The sequence below is a fragment of the Alteromonas sp. 38 genome, assembly GCF_902506055.1.
Lineage (GTDB): Bacteria > Pseudomonadota > Gammaproteobacteria > Enterobacterales > Alteromonadaceae > Alteromonas > Alteromonas lipotrueae.
The window spans coordinates 1948664-1964449 of the sequence record NZ_LR733300.1 but is presented as its reverse complement, the minus strand read 5'-3'; the positions used below and the strand labels follow the sequence as shown (position 1 = coordinate 1964449).

Here is a 15786-nt window from a genome sequence, read left to right as displayed (position 1 = left end):
ATGCTCGAACTGCTGTTTTTACTTTTGCCTGTTGCAGCAGGTTACGGATGGATTATGGGCCGTAACAGTGTTCGCCAAGCACAACGTAAACAGTCTAGTATTCTGTCTAAGCATTATTATAAAGGCTTAAATTTCCTCCTTTCCGATCAACCAGATAAAGCGGTAGACACCTTAATCAAAATGATTAATGTGAACAGCGATACGGTTGAAACTCACATTGCGATGGGTAGTTTTTTTCGCCACCGCGGCGAAATAGACAGAGCCATAAAGGTTCACCAAAACCTAGTAAGCCGAGACGAGCTTCAACCTACGCAACGTGAAAGCGCGTTAAAAGAACTTGGGCATGATTACACTCACGCTGGTTTCTTAGAACGGGCTGAAAACGCCTTTCTTCAACTACTCAATAGTGATAAGCACTATTTGGTTGCGCAAACACAGTTATTTAGTATTTACCAAACCACCAAAGAATGGGACAGAGCCATTGAACTTGCTGAGCGCATGGTGGAATGTCATGGCGACAACGATGATGTGTGTGAACGTTTAGCGCATTTTTATTGTGAACATGCCGTAGCGAAGCTAAAAGACGATGATCAGGGCTCTGCGTTGTCCTTGCTTCAAAAGGCCGTTAACGCCGATGAGCATGCCGTAAGACCTTGGTTAATGTTTGGGCAGCTTGCACTTCAACAACAACGTTACAGCGACGCACGGGCGTATTTTGTGCAAGTGGCAGAGCGTGACATTAATTGGTTCAGTGAAGCGGTACCTAGTTTAGAAAAAATTGCGGAAGAAACCGGAGATTGGGATAATTTCGCCGAGAGCTTAGAAGCCCATTGGCAAGAATGTGCAACCTCGTACCTTGCTATGGTTGATGTATTGTTGAAAAAAGGCGATACCACGCAAGCGGCGGATTATCTATTAGAACAACTACGTAAACGCCCAACCATGCGTGGTTTCAAAACCTTAATGGGTTTGTATATCGACCAATTAGACGATAAAACCTCAGCAGAGAGCTTACGTATATTAAAAGAATTAGTAGAAAAGCAAATGTTGCAACGCCCTAAATACCGCTGCCATAGCTGCGGGTTTTCGGGGCGTAAACTCTACTGGCTATGTCCTTCATGTAAAAAATGGGGCGTAGTAAAACCGATAAAAGGGCTAGACGGAGAATAACTTTACCATGCAAGAACCTCGCGTTATTGTTGCACTCGACTATGACAACCAAGAACAAGCACTTTCGTTTGTTGACCAATTAGATCCCAGCCTGTGTAAAGTTAAAGTGGGCAAAGAAATGTTCACCTTATTTGGCCCTGAGTTTGTAAAATCTTTAGTGGCGAAAGGCTTTGACGTTTTTCTTGATTTGAAATTTCACGATATCCCCAACACAGTGGGTAAAGCATGCAAAGCAGCCGCTGAACTTGGCGTGTGGATGGTAAACGTGCACGCCAGCGGTGGACTTCCAATGATGCAGGCTGCCAAAGAAGGCATTGCGCAAAGTAGCCGTCCTGAAACCAAATTAATTGCGGTTACTGTACTCACCAGCATGGATCAATCGCAGCTAAGCGGCGTGATTGATAATGTAACACCCGAGCAACAAGTGTTGCGCCTAGCGTCGTTAACTGCCCAAGCGGGCTTAGATGGTGTAGTGTGTTCTGCTAAAGAAGCCGCGATGCTACGTAATGAAATTGGCGACGACTTTTTGTTGGTGACTCCGGGTATTCGCCCTAAGGGGAGTGATGCGGGCGATCAAAAGCGTGTAATGACGCCATCAGAAGCAATCGACAGTGGGGTAAGTTATTTAGTAATGGGACGACCTATTACGCAAGCTAGCGACCCTATGGATGTATTGAAGCAGGTAAACGCCTCTATTAGCTAGTTGCCGACTAGCTAACTTTAAACAAAAAATAACAAAAGAATACACACAAAAAAACGCCCAGTAGTGTCGCATTCAATATGCTAACCACTTACTGGGCGTTTTTATTTACTAGTACTTATATAAGTACTAGTAAGCCAAACATTTACTTATGCGCGCTTACGCGTTAAGTGCTTCTTGTGCAGGTGTGTAAGTTAAACCTAACTTTTCACCTAATGCATCAACGACTGCTTTATAGGTTACTTTGCCTTCATGAACGTTAAGACCGTTCAATAAATGCTTATCTTCAAGCATAGCTTTAGCAGGGCCTTTATTCGCCAATGCTAAACCAAACGGTAGCGTCGCATTGTTAAGGGCCATCGTTGAAGTACGTGCAACTCCACCTGGCATATTCGCAACACAGTAATGCACAACGTCTTCAATGATGTATACAGGGTCTTGGTGTGTAGTGGCTTTAGAAGTTTCAAAACAACCACCTTGGTCAATAGCAACGTCTACCAATACAGAGCCTGGCTTCATGGCCGCAATTTGTTCGCGGTTAAGCAGCTTAGGTGCTGCAGCGCCAGGAATTAGTACAGCGCCAACAACAAGATCAGCTTTTGAAGAATAATGCTCTATAGCATCAACCGTTGAGTAAACCGTTTTAACTTGGCCGTTAAAAATGTCATCTAACTGACGAAGGCGAGGAAGTGAACGATCTAGAATAGTGACGTCAGCGCCTAGGCCTAAAGCCATTTTAGCTGCTTGCGTACCTACAACACCGCCACCAATAATAAGCACTTTACCCGGAGCTACGCCAGGAACGCCGCCCAATAGCGTACCGCTGCCGCCGTGTACTTTTTCTAAATAATGTGCACCGGCTTGAACTGACATGCGGCCAGCCACTTCGCTCATTGGCGCTAATAATGGCAAACCACCACGGTCGTCGGTTACGGTTTCGTAAGCGATGCAGGTTGCGCCAGAAGCAATAAGAAGCTCTGTTTGCGTAGGATCAGGTGCCAAATGAAGGTAAGTGTAAAGGGTCTGGCCTTTACGAAGCATTTTACATTCATTCGTTTGAGGCTCTTTCACTTTAATAATCATTTCTGCTTCAGCAAAAACTTGCTCAGCAGTTGATGCGATAGAAGCACCAGCTTCAACGTACATTTCATCGGTAAAACCAATTGCATCACCGGCTAGCGTCTCAACTAACACTGAATGACCATGACTGGTAAACTCTTTTACTGCCGCAGGCGTTAAGCCAACGCGATATTCATGGTTCTTAATTTCTTTTGGTACACCGATTAACATAACTTTTCCTCTAATTGATTAGCCTAGTGGCTCACTTGCCGATTATTATTTGATTCAGTATACGTGAGATAAAAACGAACTATGTGCTGAAAAAATATCAGTTGCAGCATATAATCTGGCATAGCGTGATTAAGTCGGAATAAAATATGTTGGTAAAAACTCCAAAACACCTTGACCGAATAGACAGGAATATACTGATTTCGCTACAAAAAAACGGGCGAATATCAAACGTGGAATTGGCGAAAGACGTGGGCTTGAGCCCTAGTCCTTGTTTAGAGCGAGTTAAGCGGTTAGAGAGCCAAGGCTATATAAAAGGCTACCATGCCGTGGTTGATCCAGAAAAGCTGGGTGCGGCCATGCTCGTTTTTGTAGAAATAACGTTAACGAAGACGTCAGTAGATATCTTCGCAGAATTTTCTGCGGCAGTTAGGCTCCATGACGATATTCAAGAATGCCATCTTGTCTCTGGGGATTTTGATTTCTTGCTAAAAGCACGGGTTGCAGACATGTCGAGTTACCGTAGATTATTGGGCGACACCTTACTGCGCCTTCCAGGTGTGAGTGAGTCACGAACCTATGTAGTCATGGAAGAAGTGAAAAGTACAACATCACTTCGGATTAATTTGAAGTAATGAAAGCATGGCTCAATTATGGGCATTTGTGATAGGCTGTGCAAAAATACAGTGGTTATTGTTAATGTGAATTTCACCCGCAATAGTGGGTGTACGTAAACCGATTTGTAATACACCTTATTAATAAATTACTTATTGAAAACATTACGATAATATTGGCACTGCATTTGTATTCTTCTTTATCGATAGAATTATCACAACATCGAAACATCAATTTAGTTTAATAAGTGACTTAGGGTTATGACGCAATTAACAGGGATTCAGCGAATTTGGGAAGCCGGCATGATAATAGCCTGTGTCTTCGCCTTTTTCTTATTGCTGGCATTAGTATCTTTTCATCCGGGTGACCCTGGCTGGAGCCAAGCCGGCTTGCAATTAGACGTACATAACTGGGTAGGGTCTACCGGCGCGTGGAGTGCCGATTTATTACTTTTCTCTTTTGGCTTTTTAGCTTACCTACTGCCTTTTGGTGCCGCCTTTTTAGGTTGGTTCTTATTCCAGCACATAAAAGCCTTGGAAGAGTTCGATTACCTCACAATTGGTTTACGTATTATTGGTGGTTTATTGATGGCACTGGGTGCCACGGGAATTGCCAGTATAAATTTTGACGACATATACAACTTTTCTGCCGGCGGCTTTGTTGGCGATGTTATTAGTTCAGCCCTTGTGCCGTACTTTAATACCGCAGGCACTATTTTATTGCTTTTGTGTTTTTTCTGTACTGGCTTTACTTTACTCACGGGTATTAGCTGGTTAAGTATTGTAGACAGACTTGGTGAAATGACGCTTTGGTTTGGGCGCAAATGTGTCTCTTTACCCCAACAGGCACTTGCGCTCGATATGCCAAGGCTTGCGCTTCCTTCTCGTAGTGCAAAGTCTGAAAATGATGAATTAGACATAACCAGCATGCGTGCAGAGCCCGCAGAAACACCTGAACCTGTCTATACGCCGCCACCTCAGGCAGAGCGTAGTGAACCTTCATTTGGTGTTCCTGATGATGTGTTTGACGAAGATGATGTTCCGCCTTTTGAAAATCAGCGTCATGCTCCTTCAGATACCGAAAGCAAACCTAAGTCGAGTTTTTCTTTATCAGGAATGCGTGAAGCAGTGCGCAACAAAGTGAAAGAAACCAAGCCTTCTAGTAATGACGAAGCTGCAGTTAATCGCCAAGATACTCAGTCGCAGTCTGATGAAATGATTGAGCCAACCTTCGATATATCGCAAACCGATACGTTAGATGAAGCGCAAGCGACTGAGGCACAACACACTGCTGAGCCTGTTAATGCAGAGCCATTAGACGCGCAGCCTGCGCCTGCTCCCGAATCAGCACCAGCACCACAGCCAGCGCCTAAGCCAGTACATCAACCCTTTACACCAGTGGCGATGGGAGCAAAATCCATTACTCGTCATGAAGGGGAGGGGAGCGAACCTATTACGGCTATGCCTTCGTTCGACTTGCTTGAGCGTGCAGATAAACACGAAAACCCTCTCACTCAGGAAGAGATAGACGGTATTTCAAGGCTAGTTGAAGAGAAACTTGCTGACTTTAATATTGAAGCCACGGTAGTGGGTGTTTATCCCGGCCCTGTAATTACGCGTTTCGAGCTAGATTTAGCGCCTGGGGTGAAGGTAAGCAAAATTACGGGGCTATCTAAAGATTTGGCTCGCGCTATGTCTGCCATATCGGTGCGTGTAGTGGAAGTTATTCCGGGTAAATCTGTTATAGGCCTTGAGCTTCCAAACAAAAAGCGTGAAATGGTGCGTTTAAGTGAAGTGATTGGCGGCGATGCATTCCAGCGCAATAGTTCACCGCTTACCATGGTGTTAGGTGCAGATATTTCCGGTAAGCCTGTGATAGTAGATTTGGCTAAAATGCCTCATTTGTTGGTGGCAGGTACAACGGGGTCAGGTAAATCGGTTGGGGTTAACGTTATGATCTTAAGCTTGCTTTATAAGAGCACGCCAGAAGATGTACGTATGATCATGATAGACCCGAAAATGCTTGAGCTATCGGTATATGAAGGCATTCCGCATCTGCTTGCCGAAGTGGTAACCGACATGAAAGAAGCGGCCAACGCCCTTCGTTGGTGTGTAGGCGAGATGGAGCGTCGTTATCGCTTGATGAGTGCCTTAGGGGTAAGAAACCTAAAAGGCTACAACGCAAAAGTGGAAGAAGCGATTGCTGCTGGTACGCCTATTCAAGATCCGTTGTGGAAGAGTGAAGAAAGCATGGAGCCCCATGCGCCTGATTTAGAAAAGCTGCCTGCTATTGTGGTTGTGGTAGATGAATTCGCCGACATGATGATGATTGTAGGTAAAAAGGTGGAAGAGCTTATTGCTCGTATTGCGCAAAAAGCCCGAGCAGCTGGTATTCATTTAGTTTTGGCTACGCAGCGACCTTCGGTAGATGTTATTACCGGCCTGATTAAAGCGAATATTCCAACGCGTATTGCATTCCAAGTTTCCAGTAAAATTGATTCACGAACTATTTTAGACCAGCAAGGTGCTGAAGCACTGCTAGGTATGGGTGATATGTTGTACTTGCCACCAGGTAGCCCAGTACCTACACGTGTGCACGGCGCGTTTGTAGACGACCATGAAGTTCATGCTGTTGTGGCAGATTGGAAGCGTCGAGGTGCGCCTAAATATATTGATGAAATATTAAATGGTGAAGCGTCCGCCGAGGTACTTTTACCCGGTGAACAAGCCGAAGGTGAAGATCAAGAATTTGATGCATTTTATGATGAAGCCGTCGCCTTTGTTACCGAAACAAGAAGGGCAAGTGTCTCTAGTGTGCAACGCAAATTCAGAATTGGTTACAATCGCGCCGCACGATTAGTGGAACAAATGGAATCTAGTGGCGTCGTAAGTGCACAGGGTCACAACGGTAACCGCGAAGTATTAGCTCCGCCAGCGCCTAAGGATTAAAAAGAATGAACAAAGTAGTACCTATTATGATGGCAATGGCGCTAACGGCGCCGTTAAGCTTATCTGCAATGCCGGTAGAGGCAATTAATGATATCAGTGGTGAGGCCGCAGTGGTGGTTGAATCTGCAACAAAGCCTGAATTTACCTCTCACAGTGCTGAACAAATTTCAAAAGCCGATGATGCAAATGTACTCTTAAAAAAACGCTTACATGGATTACAGCAATACCAAGCTGCTTTTAACCAAACGGTAACGGATGCCCAAGGTAATATTGTGCATGAAGCCCAAGGTACCCTAACCATGATGCGCCCCAATAAACTTCGCTGGGAAACCACCTTTCCTGATGAAACCTTGCTGATTGCCGATGGTGAAGCGGTATGGAATATCGATACCTTTGTTGAACAGGTGACTATTATTTCGCAAGACCGAGCGATTAAAGACAATCCTATTGTTTTATTAACGGCTAACGACGATGAAACCTGGAATAGCTTTGTGATCAGTAAGCTTGATGACGCGAAGGCCAGTTCAACGTTAGAGCAATACCAAATTGTGCCTAAATCGACAGATGGCCAAATAAAGTCACTGACATTAGGGTTCAACAGCGACGGTATTCTGTCGACGCTAGATATGCTTGATGCACAAGACCAAACCAGTGCGTTAGTGTTTAGCAACCAAGACTTAGATTTTGCTATTGATACTGCTAAAGATAACCTATTCTCTGTAGACGTGCCGCAAAGCTATATTATTGATGATCAGCGATAGCAAAGAATAGATGATTAACGATAACAAAGAACCGCTTGAACCTTTTGCGCCACTAGCAGCTAAAATGCGGCCAGTTACCATAGATGAGTATGCCGGCCAGTCGCACCTATTAGGCACCAACAAACCGCTACGTAAAATGTTAGAAGCAGGCCATTGCCATTCTATGATTTTATGGGGCCCGCCAGGTACGGGTAAAACGACGTTAGCCGAGCTTATTGCCACCTATACCAATGCTTCGGTTATTCGCATTTCAGCGGTAACTTCTGGTGTTAAAGATATTCGTGCTGCAATGGATGCCGCAAAAGAAAACTCTCGCTATAACCAACGTACCTTGCTGTTTGTGGACGAGGTACATAGATTCAACAAAAGCCAGCAAGATGCGTTTTTACCCTTTGTAGAATCTGGCACCGTCACTTTTATTGGTGCCACCACTGAAAATCCCTCATTTGAATTAAACAATGCATTGCTTTCTCGTGTGCGGGTTTACGTACTTAAAGCGTTAGAACAAGAGGCGCTTGCTGAATTAATGCAACGCGCGTTAACTGATGAAGAGAAAGGGCTAGGTTCACGCCAATTAAGCATTGAGGAAGATGCCAGTAACGCCTTATTAGGGTTGTGCGGCGGCGATGGTCGAAGGTTACTTACGTATTTAGAGCTAGCAGCCGACTTTACCGAGAACAGTGTTATTTCTATTGCCGATATTGAACAAGCCGTAGGCGAAAAAATTGCCAGCTACGACAATAAAGGTGATACATTTTATGACTTAATATCGGCGTTTCATAAGTCGGTACGGGGTTCAGACCCTGATGCTGCATTATATTGGTACGCTCGTATATTAGACGGTGGTGGTGACGCGCTGTATGTCGCTAGGAGATTATTGGCCATTGCTTCGGAAGATATAGGCAATGCCGACCCTAGAGCCATGCAGTTAAGCATAAACGCCTGGGATACCTTTCATCGCGTAGGGCCTGCTGAAGGTGAACGTGCAATAGCGCAAGCTGCTGTTTATTGTGCCTTAGCGGCAAAGAGTAATGCTGTTTATATGGCCTTCAGTCAAGCCAAAGCATTAGCTCGAAAAACTTCAGATGCGCCGGTTCCCATGCATTTACGTAATGCGCCAACTGACTTAATGAAAGACTTAGGCTATGGCGACGGCTATCGGTATGCCCATAACGAACCTAATGCTTTTGCCGCAGGAGAGGTTTACTTGCCCGATAGCATTGCAGGCACTCGTTTATACGAACCTAACGAGCGCGGTTTAGAAAAAGCCCTTAAAGCAAAACGTGACTATTTAGACAAGCTTAACAAACACGCGCAACATGCGCGTAATAATCAAAAACGGTGAATATTGTGCCTCAAGGCGTTATTTTATACTGCTATATTGCAGCGGGCGGGGCATTTGGGGCTTGCTTGCGTTATTTTTGCACCACAACCATAGATTCTTGGTTTGGAAAAAGTATGCCCTTTGGTACACTAGCGGTGAACGTTGTAGGCTCATTTGCTTTAGTTACGCTATACGGCTTTATTGAGCGCAACGAATTAACCGACTCTCCCTTTCGTGCATTAATTGGGGTAGGGTTGTTGGGCGCGTTTACTACATTTTCAACATTCTCTGTGGAAACGCTCACATTATTAGAAAACGAGCTGTGGTTAAAAGCCATTGCTAACATATTTCTTAACGTTGGCGCTTGCTTATTAGCAGGTTGGCTAGCTATTGAACTCATGAAAGGATAAGTAGGAACACATGTTAGATCCAAAGTGTTTACGAGGCGATATAGAAGAAACTGCCAAGCGTTTGGCTGCCCGTGGTTATAACCTCGATGTAGCAACATTTAACTCGCTAGAAGAAAAAAGAAAAACACTTCAGTCCAAAACACAGGATCTGCAGAACGAACGTAATGTTCGAAGTAAGTCCATTGGTAAAGCGAAGTCACAAGGTGAAGATATTGCGCCTTTGTTGGCAGAAGTGGGCAAATTAGGCGATGACTTAGATGCGGCTAAAGCTGAACTAACGGTATTGCTTGATGAAATCACGGCGTTTACCCAAGGCATTCCTAACTTACCGCATGAGTCGGTACCTGAAGGTAAAGACGAAGACGACAACGTGGAGATTTCACGTTGGGGCGAGCCACGCGCTTTCGATTTTGACGTGAAAGATCACGTTGATATTGGTGAAGGGCTAAATAACAGCTTAGATTTTGCTACGGCAACTAAATTAACAGGCAGTCGCTTTGTAGTGATGCGCCGTGATATGGCTCGCTTAAACCGTGCTATTGCCCAGTTCATGTTGGATGTTCACACCACCGAACATGGTTACGATGAAATGTACGTGCCGTTTTTGGTAAACGCTGACAGCCTGTATGGAACAGGGCAATTACCTAAATTTGGTGAAGACTTATTTCATACGCAGCCAGCAACAGAAGAAGGCCAAGGGCTTTCACTTATTCCAACGGCAGAAGTGCCGTTGACGAATATTGCCCGTGATGAAATTCTAGACGAGAAATCGCTACCGATTAAAATGACTGCGCATACCCCTTGTTTTCGTTCAGAAGCAGGCTCGTATGGCCGTGATACCCGTGGTTTGATTCGTCAGCATCAGTTCGACAAAGTTGAGCTTGTACAGCTAGTGAAGCCTGAAGATAGTTTCGATGCATTAGAGGAACTTACTCAGCACGCAGAAACTATTTTACAGAAGCTTGAATTGCCATACCGTAAAGTGTTGCTTTGTACTGGTGACATGGGCTTCGGCGCATGTAAAACCTACGATTTAGAAGTATGGTTGCCAGCGCAAAATACGTATCGTGAAATTTCATCATGTTCAAACATGGTAGATTTTCAGGCCAGACGTATGCAAGCTCGCTTCAGAAATCCAGAAACGAACAAGCCTGAGTTGCTTCATACATTGAATGGTTCTGGTTTAGCGGTTGGCCGCACGTTGGTAGCTATTTTAGAAAACTACCAACAAGCTGACGGAAGTGTAACGGTACCTAAAGCCCTTGTTCCTTATATGAATGGTGTAGAAGTGATAAAAGCGTAAGCCTTTAAGGCATGCGCTTTGAGACATGCGCTTTGAGGCATGCACTTTGAGGCATAGCCTTTAAGGTCTAGAGCCGACACCTACATTTCATATTTAATGACTATTTTAAGCTCGTAGATGTTCTATCTGCGAGCTTATTTGTATGTGTGATATATGTGGGATATAAATAGCTAAAGGCAAATGGCTTCGTACATTGGAATTACCGTGTAGCACTTGTTAATTAAAGTGAAAATCGCTGCCTGAGAAAGCGCGCTACACCGTCTTCATTATGATGTCCAATTACTTCACTGGCTGCGTTTTTGATAACAGTCTTAGCGTTGTCGGGGGCGTAACATTCATTAGCCAATTCAAACATGCTTAAATCGTTGTCGCTGTCGCCAAAACAAATAACATTGGTAGCACCCAGTTGTTGTTTCAAATTCATGACCGCACTACCTTTACTTGCTGCACGGTGGTGAATATCCATCCAACTAAAAGAATTTCCCTCTATTGCGGGCCCTGAATACGCAATAAGGTTTTCAACGTCGTTAATGGTTTTCCACATATTCCTAACTGTTGTATTGTCGCCAATCATACTGATGTTGGTTATTTTAGCGGAAAGGGAAAGTTGGCTTATCGGGCGAAGTATTGCGTTTGTCTTTTTAAAATATTTGTCTAGTAAATTTTGTTCTATTGGGTGTTTTGCCGTGGGGTGATAAACAACATGAGATGTGCCATCAATAACGTTAACAAAAGGGGTGATATCATTTTGATGCGCAAGATGAATAATGAATTCAAGCTCATTAGTATTGACTAGGTTTTCGAGGGTTAATGCATTGGCTGTTGGGTCCCATATAGCCACACCGTTATTATAAATATGGGGCAGCAGAAAGTTATCTTCTGCAATAATGCTGTTAGCGGATAGCATGGTTCTGCCCGTCGCTACTGTATATGCAATACCGTTCTGTTTCAGCAGAGCTAAGGTCTCACGGGTATAGCTTGAAATTTGTGATTCGCTATTTAACAGCGTCCCGTCTAAATCGAAGAAAATAAGATCCATGTGTTGCTCCTCTTTAACCTTAATGAGTGCCTAATCGTTTGCGCTAGCTTAAACTGGTTTTACAAGCACTTTGCAGGCTTAGGTAACCCAGCAAGTTTGGTAGCTTGCTTGGCTGGCCCTTTAGGGAACAAACGTTGTAAATAACGGCTATTACCTTTTTCTGGCCCATATTTAGCTGCCATCGCTTTCACTAGCGCACGGATAGCAGGGCTAGTTTCAAACTCTTCATAAAAGTGACGTACAAAGCGAATAACTTCCCAATGAGGCTCACTGAGTGTAATGTTTTCGTTTTCTGCTAGGGTTGGCACCATATCTTCACTCCACAAGGTATGATCAAGCAGATAACCTGCTTTGTCAGTAGGGATGGCTGTGCCGTTAAATTCAAAATGAAACTGTTCTTGGGTCATTAATAACGCTCTGTAATTGACGCATTGGGCATTGTACGTGTCAGTGTTAGGTTTTACTGCTGCGCAAAGACGTGGATGCTTAAAGGTACAAATATGAATGATAAAGGTTTAAACGCCTTATTTAAGTTAAGTGCTTGAACAACGACCTTAAGAAGTAACTTATAAGTACACCACAGGATAAAAAGTATCTGTAAGGGATACTAACTCATCGGACGATATCGGCGTGACAGATACTTTATTATCACCTTCATTTACCCAACGACTTACCCCACGTAGCGCCATATCTTCTTGTAAGGCGAACATACTTGTTGTCTCCCTGCGCAAATCTTCACGGGCATTTATTGTGTTCGCTAAGCCTAAGCTCGCTGAAACTAAATTCGCAAATCCGCAAAACAAACCGTCATCAGAATATTGGGCGTAATACACACCGTCGTCTATTAGCACAAGGGCGTTGGCAGAATCAGCACTTTTAAGCGCCTGCTGAAGTGTTTTAATCGCTACAGCATTTAGCGGGTAAGATTTTACAATAAAGAGCATTAGAAGGTCACCACATGGTCTACACGCGCGCACAGTGCTAGCTTTTCATCAATTGATAACAGTGAAGCATCTAGTTGCGCTATTAACTCATGTTTTTGGTTAGCTAGAGGCGACTGCCTTAAACTTTCTTCGCAAACGTAACATTCTTCAATATCGAAAAAGGGCAGGGAGCCTAACCGTTTACTGTGGTTTTTTGTTCCGCGAACAGATTCAGTTTTAGTTAGCTGCAATACACCTTGTTGTTCGAACAGCACAATGATCTCATGGCCATAGTTGGTGGCAGCGAGTGCAAAGTCTAGCCCATCTTGGCTGGTGCTAGATTGATAAGGGGGTTGCGTAAATCGAATTAATAAAGTAGCCATTAAAATTGTACCACCTTATCGCAGTCGTGAAGCGCGGTAAAAAATTCACCTAAACCAGCCTGTTCAAAACCCTCTGCCACATTAGCACCTGATACCCCGGCGCTAGCAGCTTCCTGCTCGCCTAATACGCCGCGTTTAACAGCGGCAGTAATACAAAAGAGCAGCGTAATGTCATGATCGTTTTTAAGCGCTTTCCACGCGGCCAGTGGATAAAACTCATCACCTACTTCTACCATGAAGCCATTAGCATGATGCACACCTTGGCCATAGAAGAAGACGTTATTAACAGTATGCCCCTGTGCAATAGCACTATTGATAAAGGAAACCGCACGCTGTGCATGTTGACCTTCATAAGGAGAACTTGTTATTAAAATTGAATAGTGTGCCATGACTCTACAATATGGTTGGTGATTAATTTAGTGATAAATCTAAGGTTTATTCTAGTAATAAAAACTGCGCCGTAGAAACAAAAACACCCCAGTAACGGGGTGTTTATTTAAACGCTTACGTTGAACTTAGTCGTCGCCGCCAAATGCACCTAGAAGGTGAAGCATAGACGTGAACAAGTTATAAATGTTCAAGTATAAAGAAACCGTTGCGCGGATGTAGTTTGTCTCGCCACCGTTGATGATACGGCTTGTATCAAACAAGATGAAACCAGACATAATAAATACGATAGCTGCGCTAATGGCCAAGCTTACCGCAGGTACTGCGAAAAACATATTCGCAATCGCCGCTACAATCACAACAACTAAACCTACAACCAAGAAACCGCCCATAAACGAGAAATCTTTTTTGGTAGTAAGTGCATAACCAGAAAGAGCGAAGAATACTAACGCTGTAGCACCTAACGCTTCCATGATTAAGCCTGGGCCTGCTACACCTAAATAAAAGTTAAGCGTGTAACCTAATGAAGCACCCATTAAACCGGTGAACAAAAATACCCAATAAATACCTGAAGCTGATTCAGCTTTCTTTTGTACAACAAATAAAGTGACGAATGCACCAATGGTCATGCCTAGTGACATCATAGGAGAAATACCTACAGCCATGGCAACACCGGCACAAACCGCACTAAACGCTAGTGTCATCGCAAGCAGCATATAGGTGTTGCGCAAAACCTTGTTCGTTTGCAACACTGATGGTTGAGATGCACTTGAATACATCGAACGTTGATCCATTGTTTCCTCCAAAAGGACTTTGTCTTTAACCAAAATGGTAAACTAACTATTAGTGTATGTTGTATGGGTTTTAGTTCCCATTTTCAAGTAGTTTCAAATGAAAATAGTGTTAGTAAGTATGAATTACGTGTCAACCGCGCAATTAGCGCACTAATTGTTTGAAATGCCATCACTTAACTTATTTTTTTTAATTTTTACTTTACAGTCATAAAAATATCATTAAGATACGCAGCACTTGGAGAGGTGGCAGAGCTCGGTTTAATGCACCTGACTTGAAATCAGGCGAAGGGTCAAACCTTCCGGGGGTTCGAATCCCTCCCTCTCCGCCAAGTTCTAGAAACCCGCACACTGTTGCGGGTTTTTTTATGGTTAAAAGAAAGACTGATGTGATAACGCGGGGAGGAGCCCCCGCTTTCGACGAAAAGGCTAGCTAGCCTTTCTAGTTAACCTCGAAAATAGTTACAAGTACACTATTCATAAAGTTTGCCGCCGGAGCTTGGCAATCTTCATAGCCACTGCAGTTAAAAAATACGGTTAACGTGAGATCGCTGTCTGCCACATAATAGTTTTCAGTAATATAACCGGGGTCGCCGCCACCATGGTGATATACGTCTTTACCATTTATGTTTTGATAAAATATCCCCAAGCCGTATTGCGTTTCACTGTTAACCTGAACAAGACGGTTACTGGCAAATAAGTGTTCAGTTATTGCGGAATCTAGGGTTGAGTTTTCACTCACGATGGCACGCAATAAAAGTGACATATCTTCTACTGTAGACACTAATGGCGCATCGGCAACACCGATGTTTTCGTAAATGAACTTCGTGTTTTCAATTTCATCATCAAATTCTGCGTACCCAGAAATAATGCTGCCCATGTCCTTTTCAAGGCCATTATAATAAGTATTGTTCATTCCCAAACCTATAAATAAACGCTCGCGCATGGCGGTATGGTGATGCTCGCCTAGTACCTCATCAAGAATTAGACCTGCTAATAAATAGCCAGTATTGGAATAGTTAAAGGCCTCGCCAGGCGCAAAGTATGCGGGCTGATCAAGTGCAAACTGCAAAGCAAAAATATCAGTTTTCACTGATGTCGGATCATCAATAATAGCTTCAAACCATTCGTCAGAACTACCGTCACCTAAGTAATCCCAAACACCAGCAGTGTGGTTTAACAACTGACGGAGGGTCATGCTCTCGCTATTTTCAATACGAGACAAAATAGTCGTGGGCAACCATGTTGATATTGGATCGTCCATATCCAGCATGCCTTCTTCGTGCAGCATAGCAACTAATAAGGCCGTGGCTTTTTTGCCTGAACTGCCTGTTGGCATTTGATGATACGTTTGCATAGGTGCTTGAGTGTCAATATCGGCAACCCCAGCTGCCCCAATAAAGTCTATTTCGGGGCTTTCAATTGCCATTACTACCCCGGGCACACCAGAATTTACTGCCGCTTGTAGCATTTCCTGATAATCAACGTTTGGCGCAGGTTGTGGGCTTGGGATAATTGGCGCAGTTGAATTGCTACTTGATCCGCAAGCAGCTAAACCTAAACACACAACACTTGCGATCAACGTTTTTTGTAACATTTTTCTGCCTGTCATATTTTATATCCTCATAAGTAATGTACCGTTTCGTAGTAAGCGAATACTAAGATATGCAAAGTGAAATAAGGGTGAACGAATATGGATAATAAAGTTTGACTTGGTTTTTTTGTCGATAGTGCCTTCACCTTCA

General features: G+C 43.8%; 16 protein-coding genes and 1 tRNA gene. 9 read left to right on the top strand and 8 right to left on the bottom strand.

From position 1 onward, the window contains the following. Both lapB and pyrF read left to right on the top strand, forming a co-directional pair. Entirely contained in the window at positions 1 to 1170 is a 1170-nt protein-coding gene (gene lapB / locus FLAVO9R_RS08435) for a lipopolysaccharide assembly protein LapB (RefSeq protein ID WP_159530444.1), read from the top strand. A 7-nt stretch (positions 1171 to 1177) separates the two neighbouring features. After that, positions 1178 to 1873: an orotidine-5'-phosphate decarboxylase gene (gene pyrF, locus FLAVO9R_RS08430; protein ID WP_159530442.1), complete on the top strand. Its 696-nt coding sequence runs from the start codon at positions 1178 to 1180 to the stop codon at positions 1871 to 1873. Between the two features lie 156 nt (positions 1874 to 2029). Here the strand turns inward: pyrF and ald are convergent, their stop codons facing one another. Beyond that, on the bottom strand, positions 2030 to 3160 hold the full coding sequence (gene ald / locus FLAVO9R_RS08425; protein WP_159530440.1) for an alanine dehydrogenase: 1131 nt from the start codon (positions 3158 to 3160) through the stop codon (positions 2030 to 2032). Between the two features lie 146 nt (positions 3161 to 3306). Here ald and lrp point away from each other — a divergent pair, with 146 nt between their 5' ends. From lrp to serS, 6 genes are all read left to right on the top strand, one after another. Next, on the top strand, positions 3307 to 3792 hold the full coding sequence (gene lrp, locus FLAVO9R_RS08420; RefSeq protein ID WP_013784161.1) for a leucine-responsive transcriptional regulator Lrp: 486 nt from the start codon (positions 3307 to 3309) through the stop codon (positions 3790 to 3792). A gap of 240 nt (positions 3793 to 4032) precedes the next feature. Beyond that, positions 4033 to 6720, top strand: coding sequence for a DNA translocase FtsK (locus FLAVO9R_RS08415; protein ID WP_159530438.1), 2688 nt, complete (start codon positions 4033 to 4035; stop codon positions 6718 to 6720). Between the two features lie 5 nt (positions 6721 to 6725). Continuing rightward, positions 6726 to 7481, top strand: coding sequence for an outer membrane lipoprotein chaperone LolA (lolA, locus tag FLAVO9R_RS08410; RefSeq protein ID WP_159530428.1), 756 nt, complete (start codon positions 6726 to 6728; stop codon positions 7479 to 7481). A 10-nt stretch (positions 7482 to 7491) separates the two neighbouring features. Continuing rightward, positions 7492 to 8826, top strand: a complete 1335-nt coding sequence (locus FLAVO9R_RS08405) for a replication-associated recombination protein A (protein ID WP_159530426.1) — start codon at positions 7492 to 7494, stop codon at positions 8824 to 8826. A gap of 5 nt (positions 8827 to 8831) precedes the next feature. Further along, positions 8832 to 9215 carry a fluoride efflux transporter CrcB gene (gene crcB / locus FLAVO9R_RS08400; RefSeq protein WP_159530424.1) on the top strand — a complete coding sequence of 128 codons (384 nt, stop codon included), beginning with the start codon at positions 8832 to 8834 and terminating at the stop codon, positions 9213 to 9215. A 10-nt stretch (positions 9216 to 9225) separates the two neighbouring features. Beyond that, positions 9226 to 10518 (top strand): serine--tRNA ligase, encoded by a 1293-nt coding sequence (gene serS, locus FLAVO9R_RS08395; RefSeq protein ID WP_159530422.1) that lies wholly within the window; start codon positions 9226 to 9228, stop codon positions 10516 to 10518. Positions 10519 to 10738: 220 nt separating this feature from the next. On the opposite strand, the gene FLAVO9R_RS08390 is transcribed toward serS, so the two are convergent. From FLAVO9R_RS08390 to FLAVO9R_RS08365, 6 genes are all read right to left on the bottom strand, one after another. Continuing rightward, positions 10739 to 11557, bottom strand: coding sequence for an HAD family hydrolase (locus FLAVO9R_RS08390; RefSeq protein WP_159530420.1), 819 nt, complete (start codon positions 11555 to 11557; stop codon positions 10739 to 10741). Between the two features lie 59 nt (positions 11558 to 11616). Beyond that, a complete protein-coding gene (locus FLAVO9R_RS08385) occupies positions 11617 to 11964 on the bottom strand; it encodes a TusE/DsrC/DsvC family sulfur relay protein (protein ID WP_159530418.1) in 348 nt (115 codons plus the stop codon). 159 nt (positions 11965 to 12123) lie between these two features. After that, entirely contained in the window at positions 12124 to 12501 is a 378-nt protein-coding gene (locus FLAVO9R_RS08380) for a hypothetical protein (protein ID WP_159530416.1), read from the bottom strand. After that, positions 12501 to 12863: a DsrE family protein gene (locus tag FLAVO9R_RS08375; RefSeq protein ID WP_159530414.1), complete on the bottom strand. Its 363-nt coding sequence runs from the start codon at positions 12861 to 12863 to the stop codon at positions 12501 to 12503. Before FLAVO9R_RS08375 ends, FLAVO9R_RS08380 begins: the two co-directional genes overlap by 1 nt. Further along, entirely contained in the window at positions 12863 to 13252 is a 390-nt protein-coding gene (gene tusD / locus FLAVO9R_RS08370; protein WP_159530412.1) for a sulfurtransferase complex subunit TusD, read from the bottom strand. Before tusD ends, FLAVO9R_RS08375 begins: the two co-directional genes overlap by 1 nt. A 126-nt stretch (positions 13253 to 13378) precedes the next feature. Then, positions 13379 to 14044, bottom strand: a complete 666-nt coding sequence (locus FLAVO9R_RS08365; RefSeq protein ID WP_159530410.1) for a Bax inhibitor-1/YccA family protein — start codon at positions 14042 to 14044, stop codon at positions 13379 to 13381. 237 nt (positions 14045 to 14281) lie between these two features. Between FLAVO9R_RS08365 and FLAVO9R_RS08360 the strand changes: the two genes are divergently transcribed. Next, a tRNA-Ser gene (locus FLAVO9R_RS08360) sits at positions 14282 to 14373 on the top strand. Positions 14374 to 14483: 110 nt separating this feature from the next. On the opposite strand, the gene FLAVO9R_RS08355 is transcribed toward FLAVO9R_RS08360, so the two are convergent. Beyond that, positions 14484 to 15653 carry a serine hydrolase domain-containing protein gene (locus FLAVO9R_RS08355; protein WP_232370611.1) on the bottom strand — a complete coding sequence of 390 codons (1170 nt, stop codon included), beginning with the start codon at positions 15651 to 15653 and terminating at the stop codon, positions 14484 to 14486. Between the last annotated feature and the right edge of the window lie 133 nt (positions 15654 to 15786).

Excerpts from the sequence above, each read along its gene's own strand:
- tusD (WP_159530412.1), bottom strand. The coding sequence starts at position 13,252 with ATGGCACACTATTCAATTTTAATAACAAGTTCTCCTTATGAAGGTCAA.
- FLAVO9R_RS08385 (WP_159530418.1), bottom strand. The coding sequence starts at position 11,964 with ATGACCCAAGAACAGTTTCATTTTGAATTTAACGGCACAGCCATCCCT.
- FLAVO9R_RS08355 (WP_232370611.1), bottom strand. The coding sequence starts at position 15,653 with ATGACAGGCAGAAAAATGTTACAAAAAACGTTGATCGCAAGTGTTGTG.
- FLAVO9R_RS08405 (WP_159530426.1), top strand. The coding sequence starts at position 7,492 with ATGATTAACGATAACAAAGAACCGCTTGAACCTTTTGCGCCACTAGCA.
- FLAVO9R_RS08375 (WP_159530414.1), bottom strand. The coding sequence starts at position 12,863 with ATGGCTACTTTATTAATTCGATTTACGCAACCCCCTTATCAATCTAGC.
- lolA (WP_159530428.1), top strand. The coding sequence starts at position 6,726 with ATGAACAAAGTAGTACCTATTATGATGGCAATGGCGCTAACGGCGCCG.
- FLAVO9R_RS08380 (WP_159530416.1), bottom strand. The coding sequence starts at position 12,501 with ATGCTCTTTATTGTAAAATCTTACCCGCTAAATGCTGTAGCGATTAAA.
- FLAVO9R_RS08390 (WP_159530420.1), bottom strand. The coding sequence starts at position 11,557 with ATGGATCTTATTTTCTTCGATTTAGACGGGACGCTGTTAAATAGCGAA.
- pyrF (WP_159530442.1), top strand. The coding sequence starts at position 1,178 with ATGCAAGAACCTCGCGTTATTGTTGCACTCGACTATGACAACCAAGAA.
- ald (WP_159530440.1), bottom strand. The coding sequence starts at position 3,160 with ATGTTAATCGGTGTACCAAAAGAAATTAAGAACCATGAATATCGCGTT.
- serS (WP_159530422.1), top strand. The coding sequence starts at position 9,226 with ATGTTAGATCCAAAGTGTTTACGAGGCGATATAGAAGAAACTGCCAAG.
- lapB (WP_159530444.1), top strand. The coding sequence starts at position 1 with ATGCTCGAACTGCTGTTTTTACTTTTGCCTGTTGCAGCAGGTTACGGA.
- FLAVO9R_RS08365 (WP_159530410.1), bottom strand. The coding sequence starts at position 14,044 with ATGGATCAACGTTCGATGTATTCAAGTGCATCTCAACCATCAGTGTTG.
- FLAVO9R_RS08415 (WP_159530438.1), top strand. The coding sequence starts at position 4,033 with ATGACGCAATTAACAGGGATTCAGCGAATTTGGGAAGCCGGCATGATA.
- lrp (WP_013784161.1), top strand. The coding sequence starts at position 3,307 with ATGTTGGTAAAAACTCCAAAACACCTTGACCGAATAGACAGGAATATA.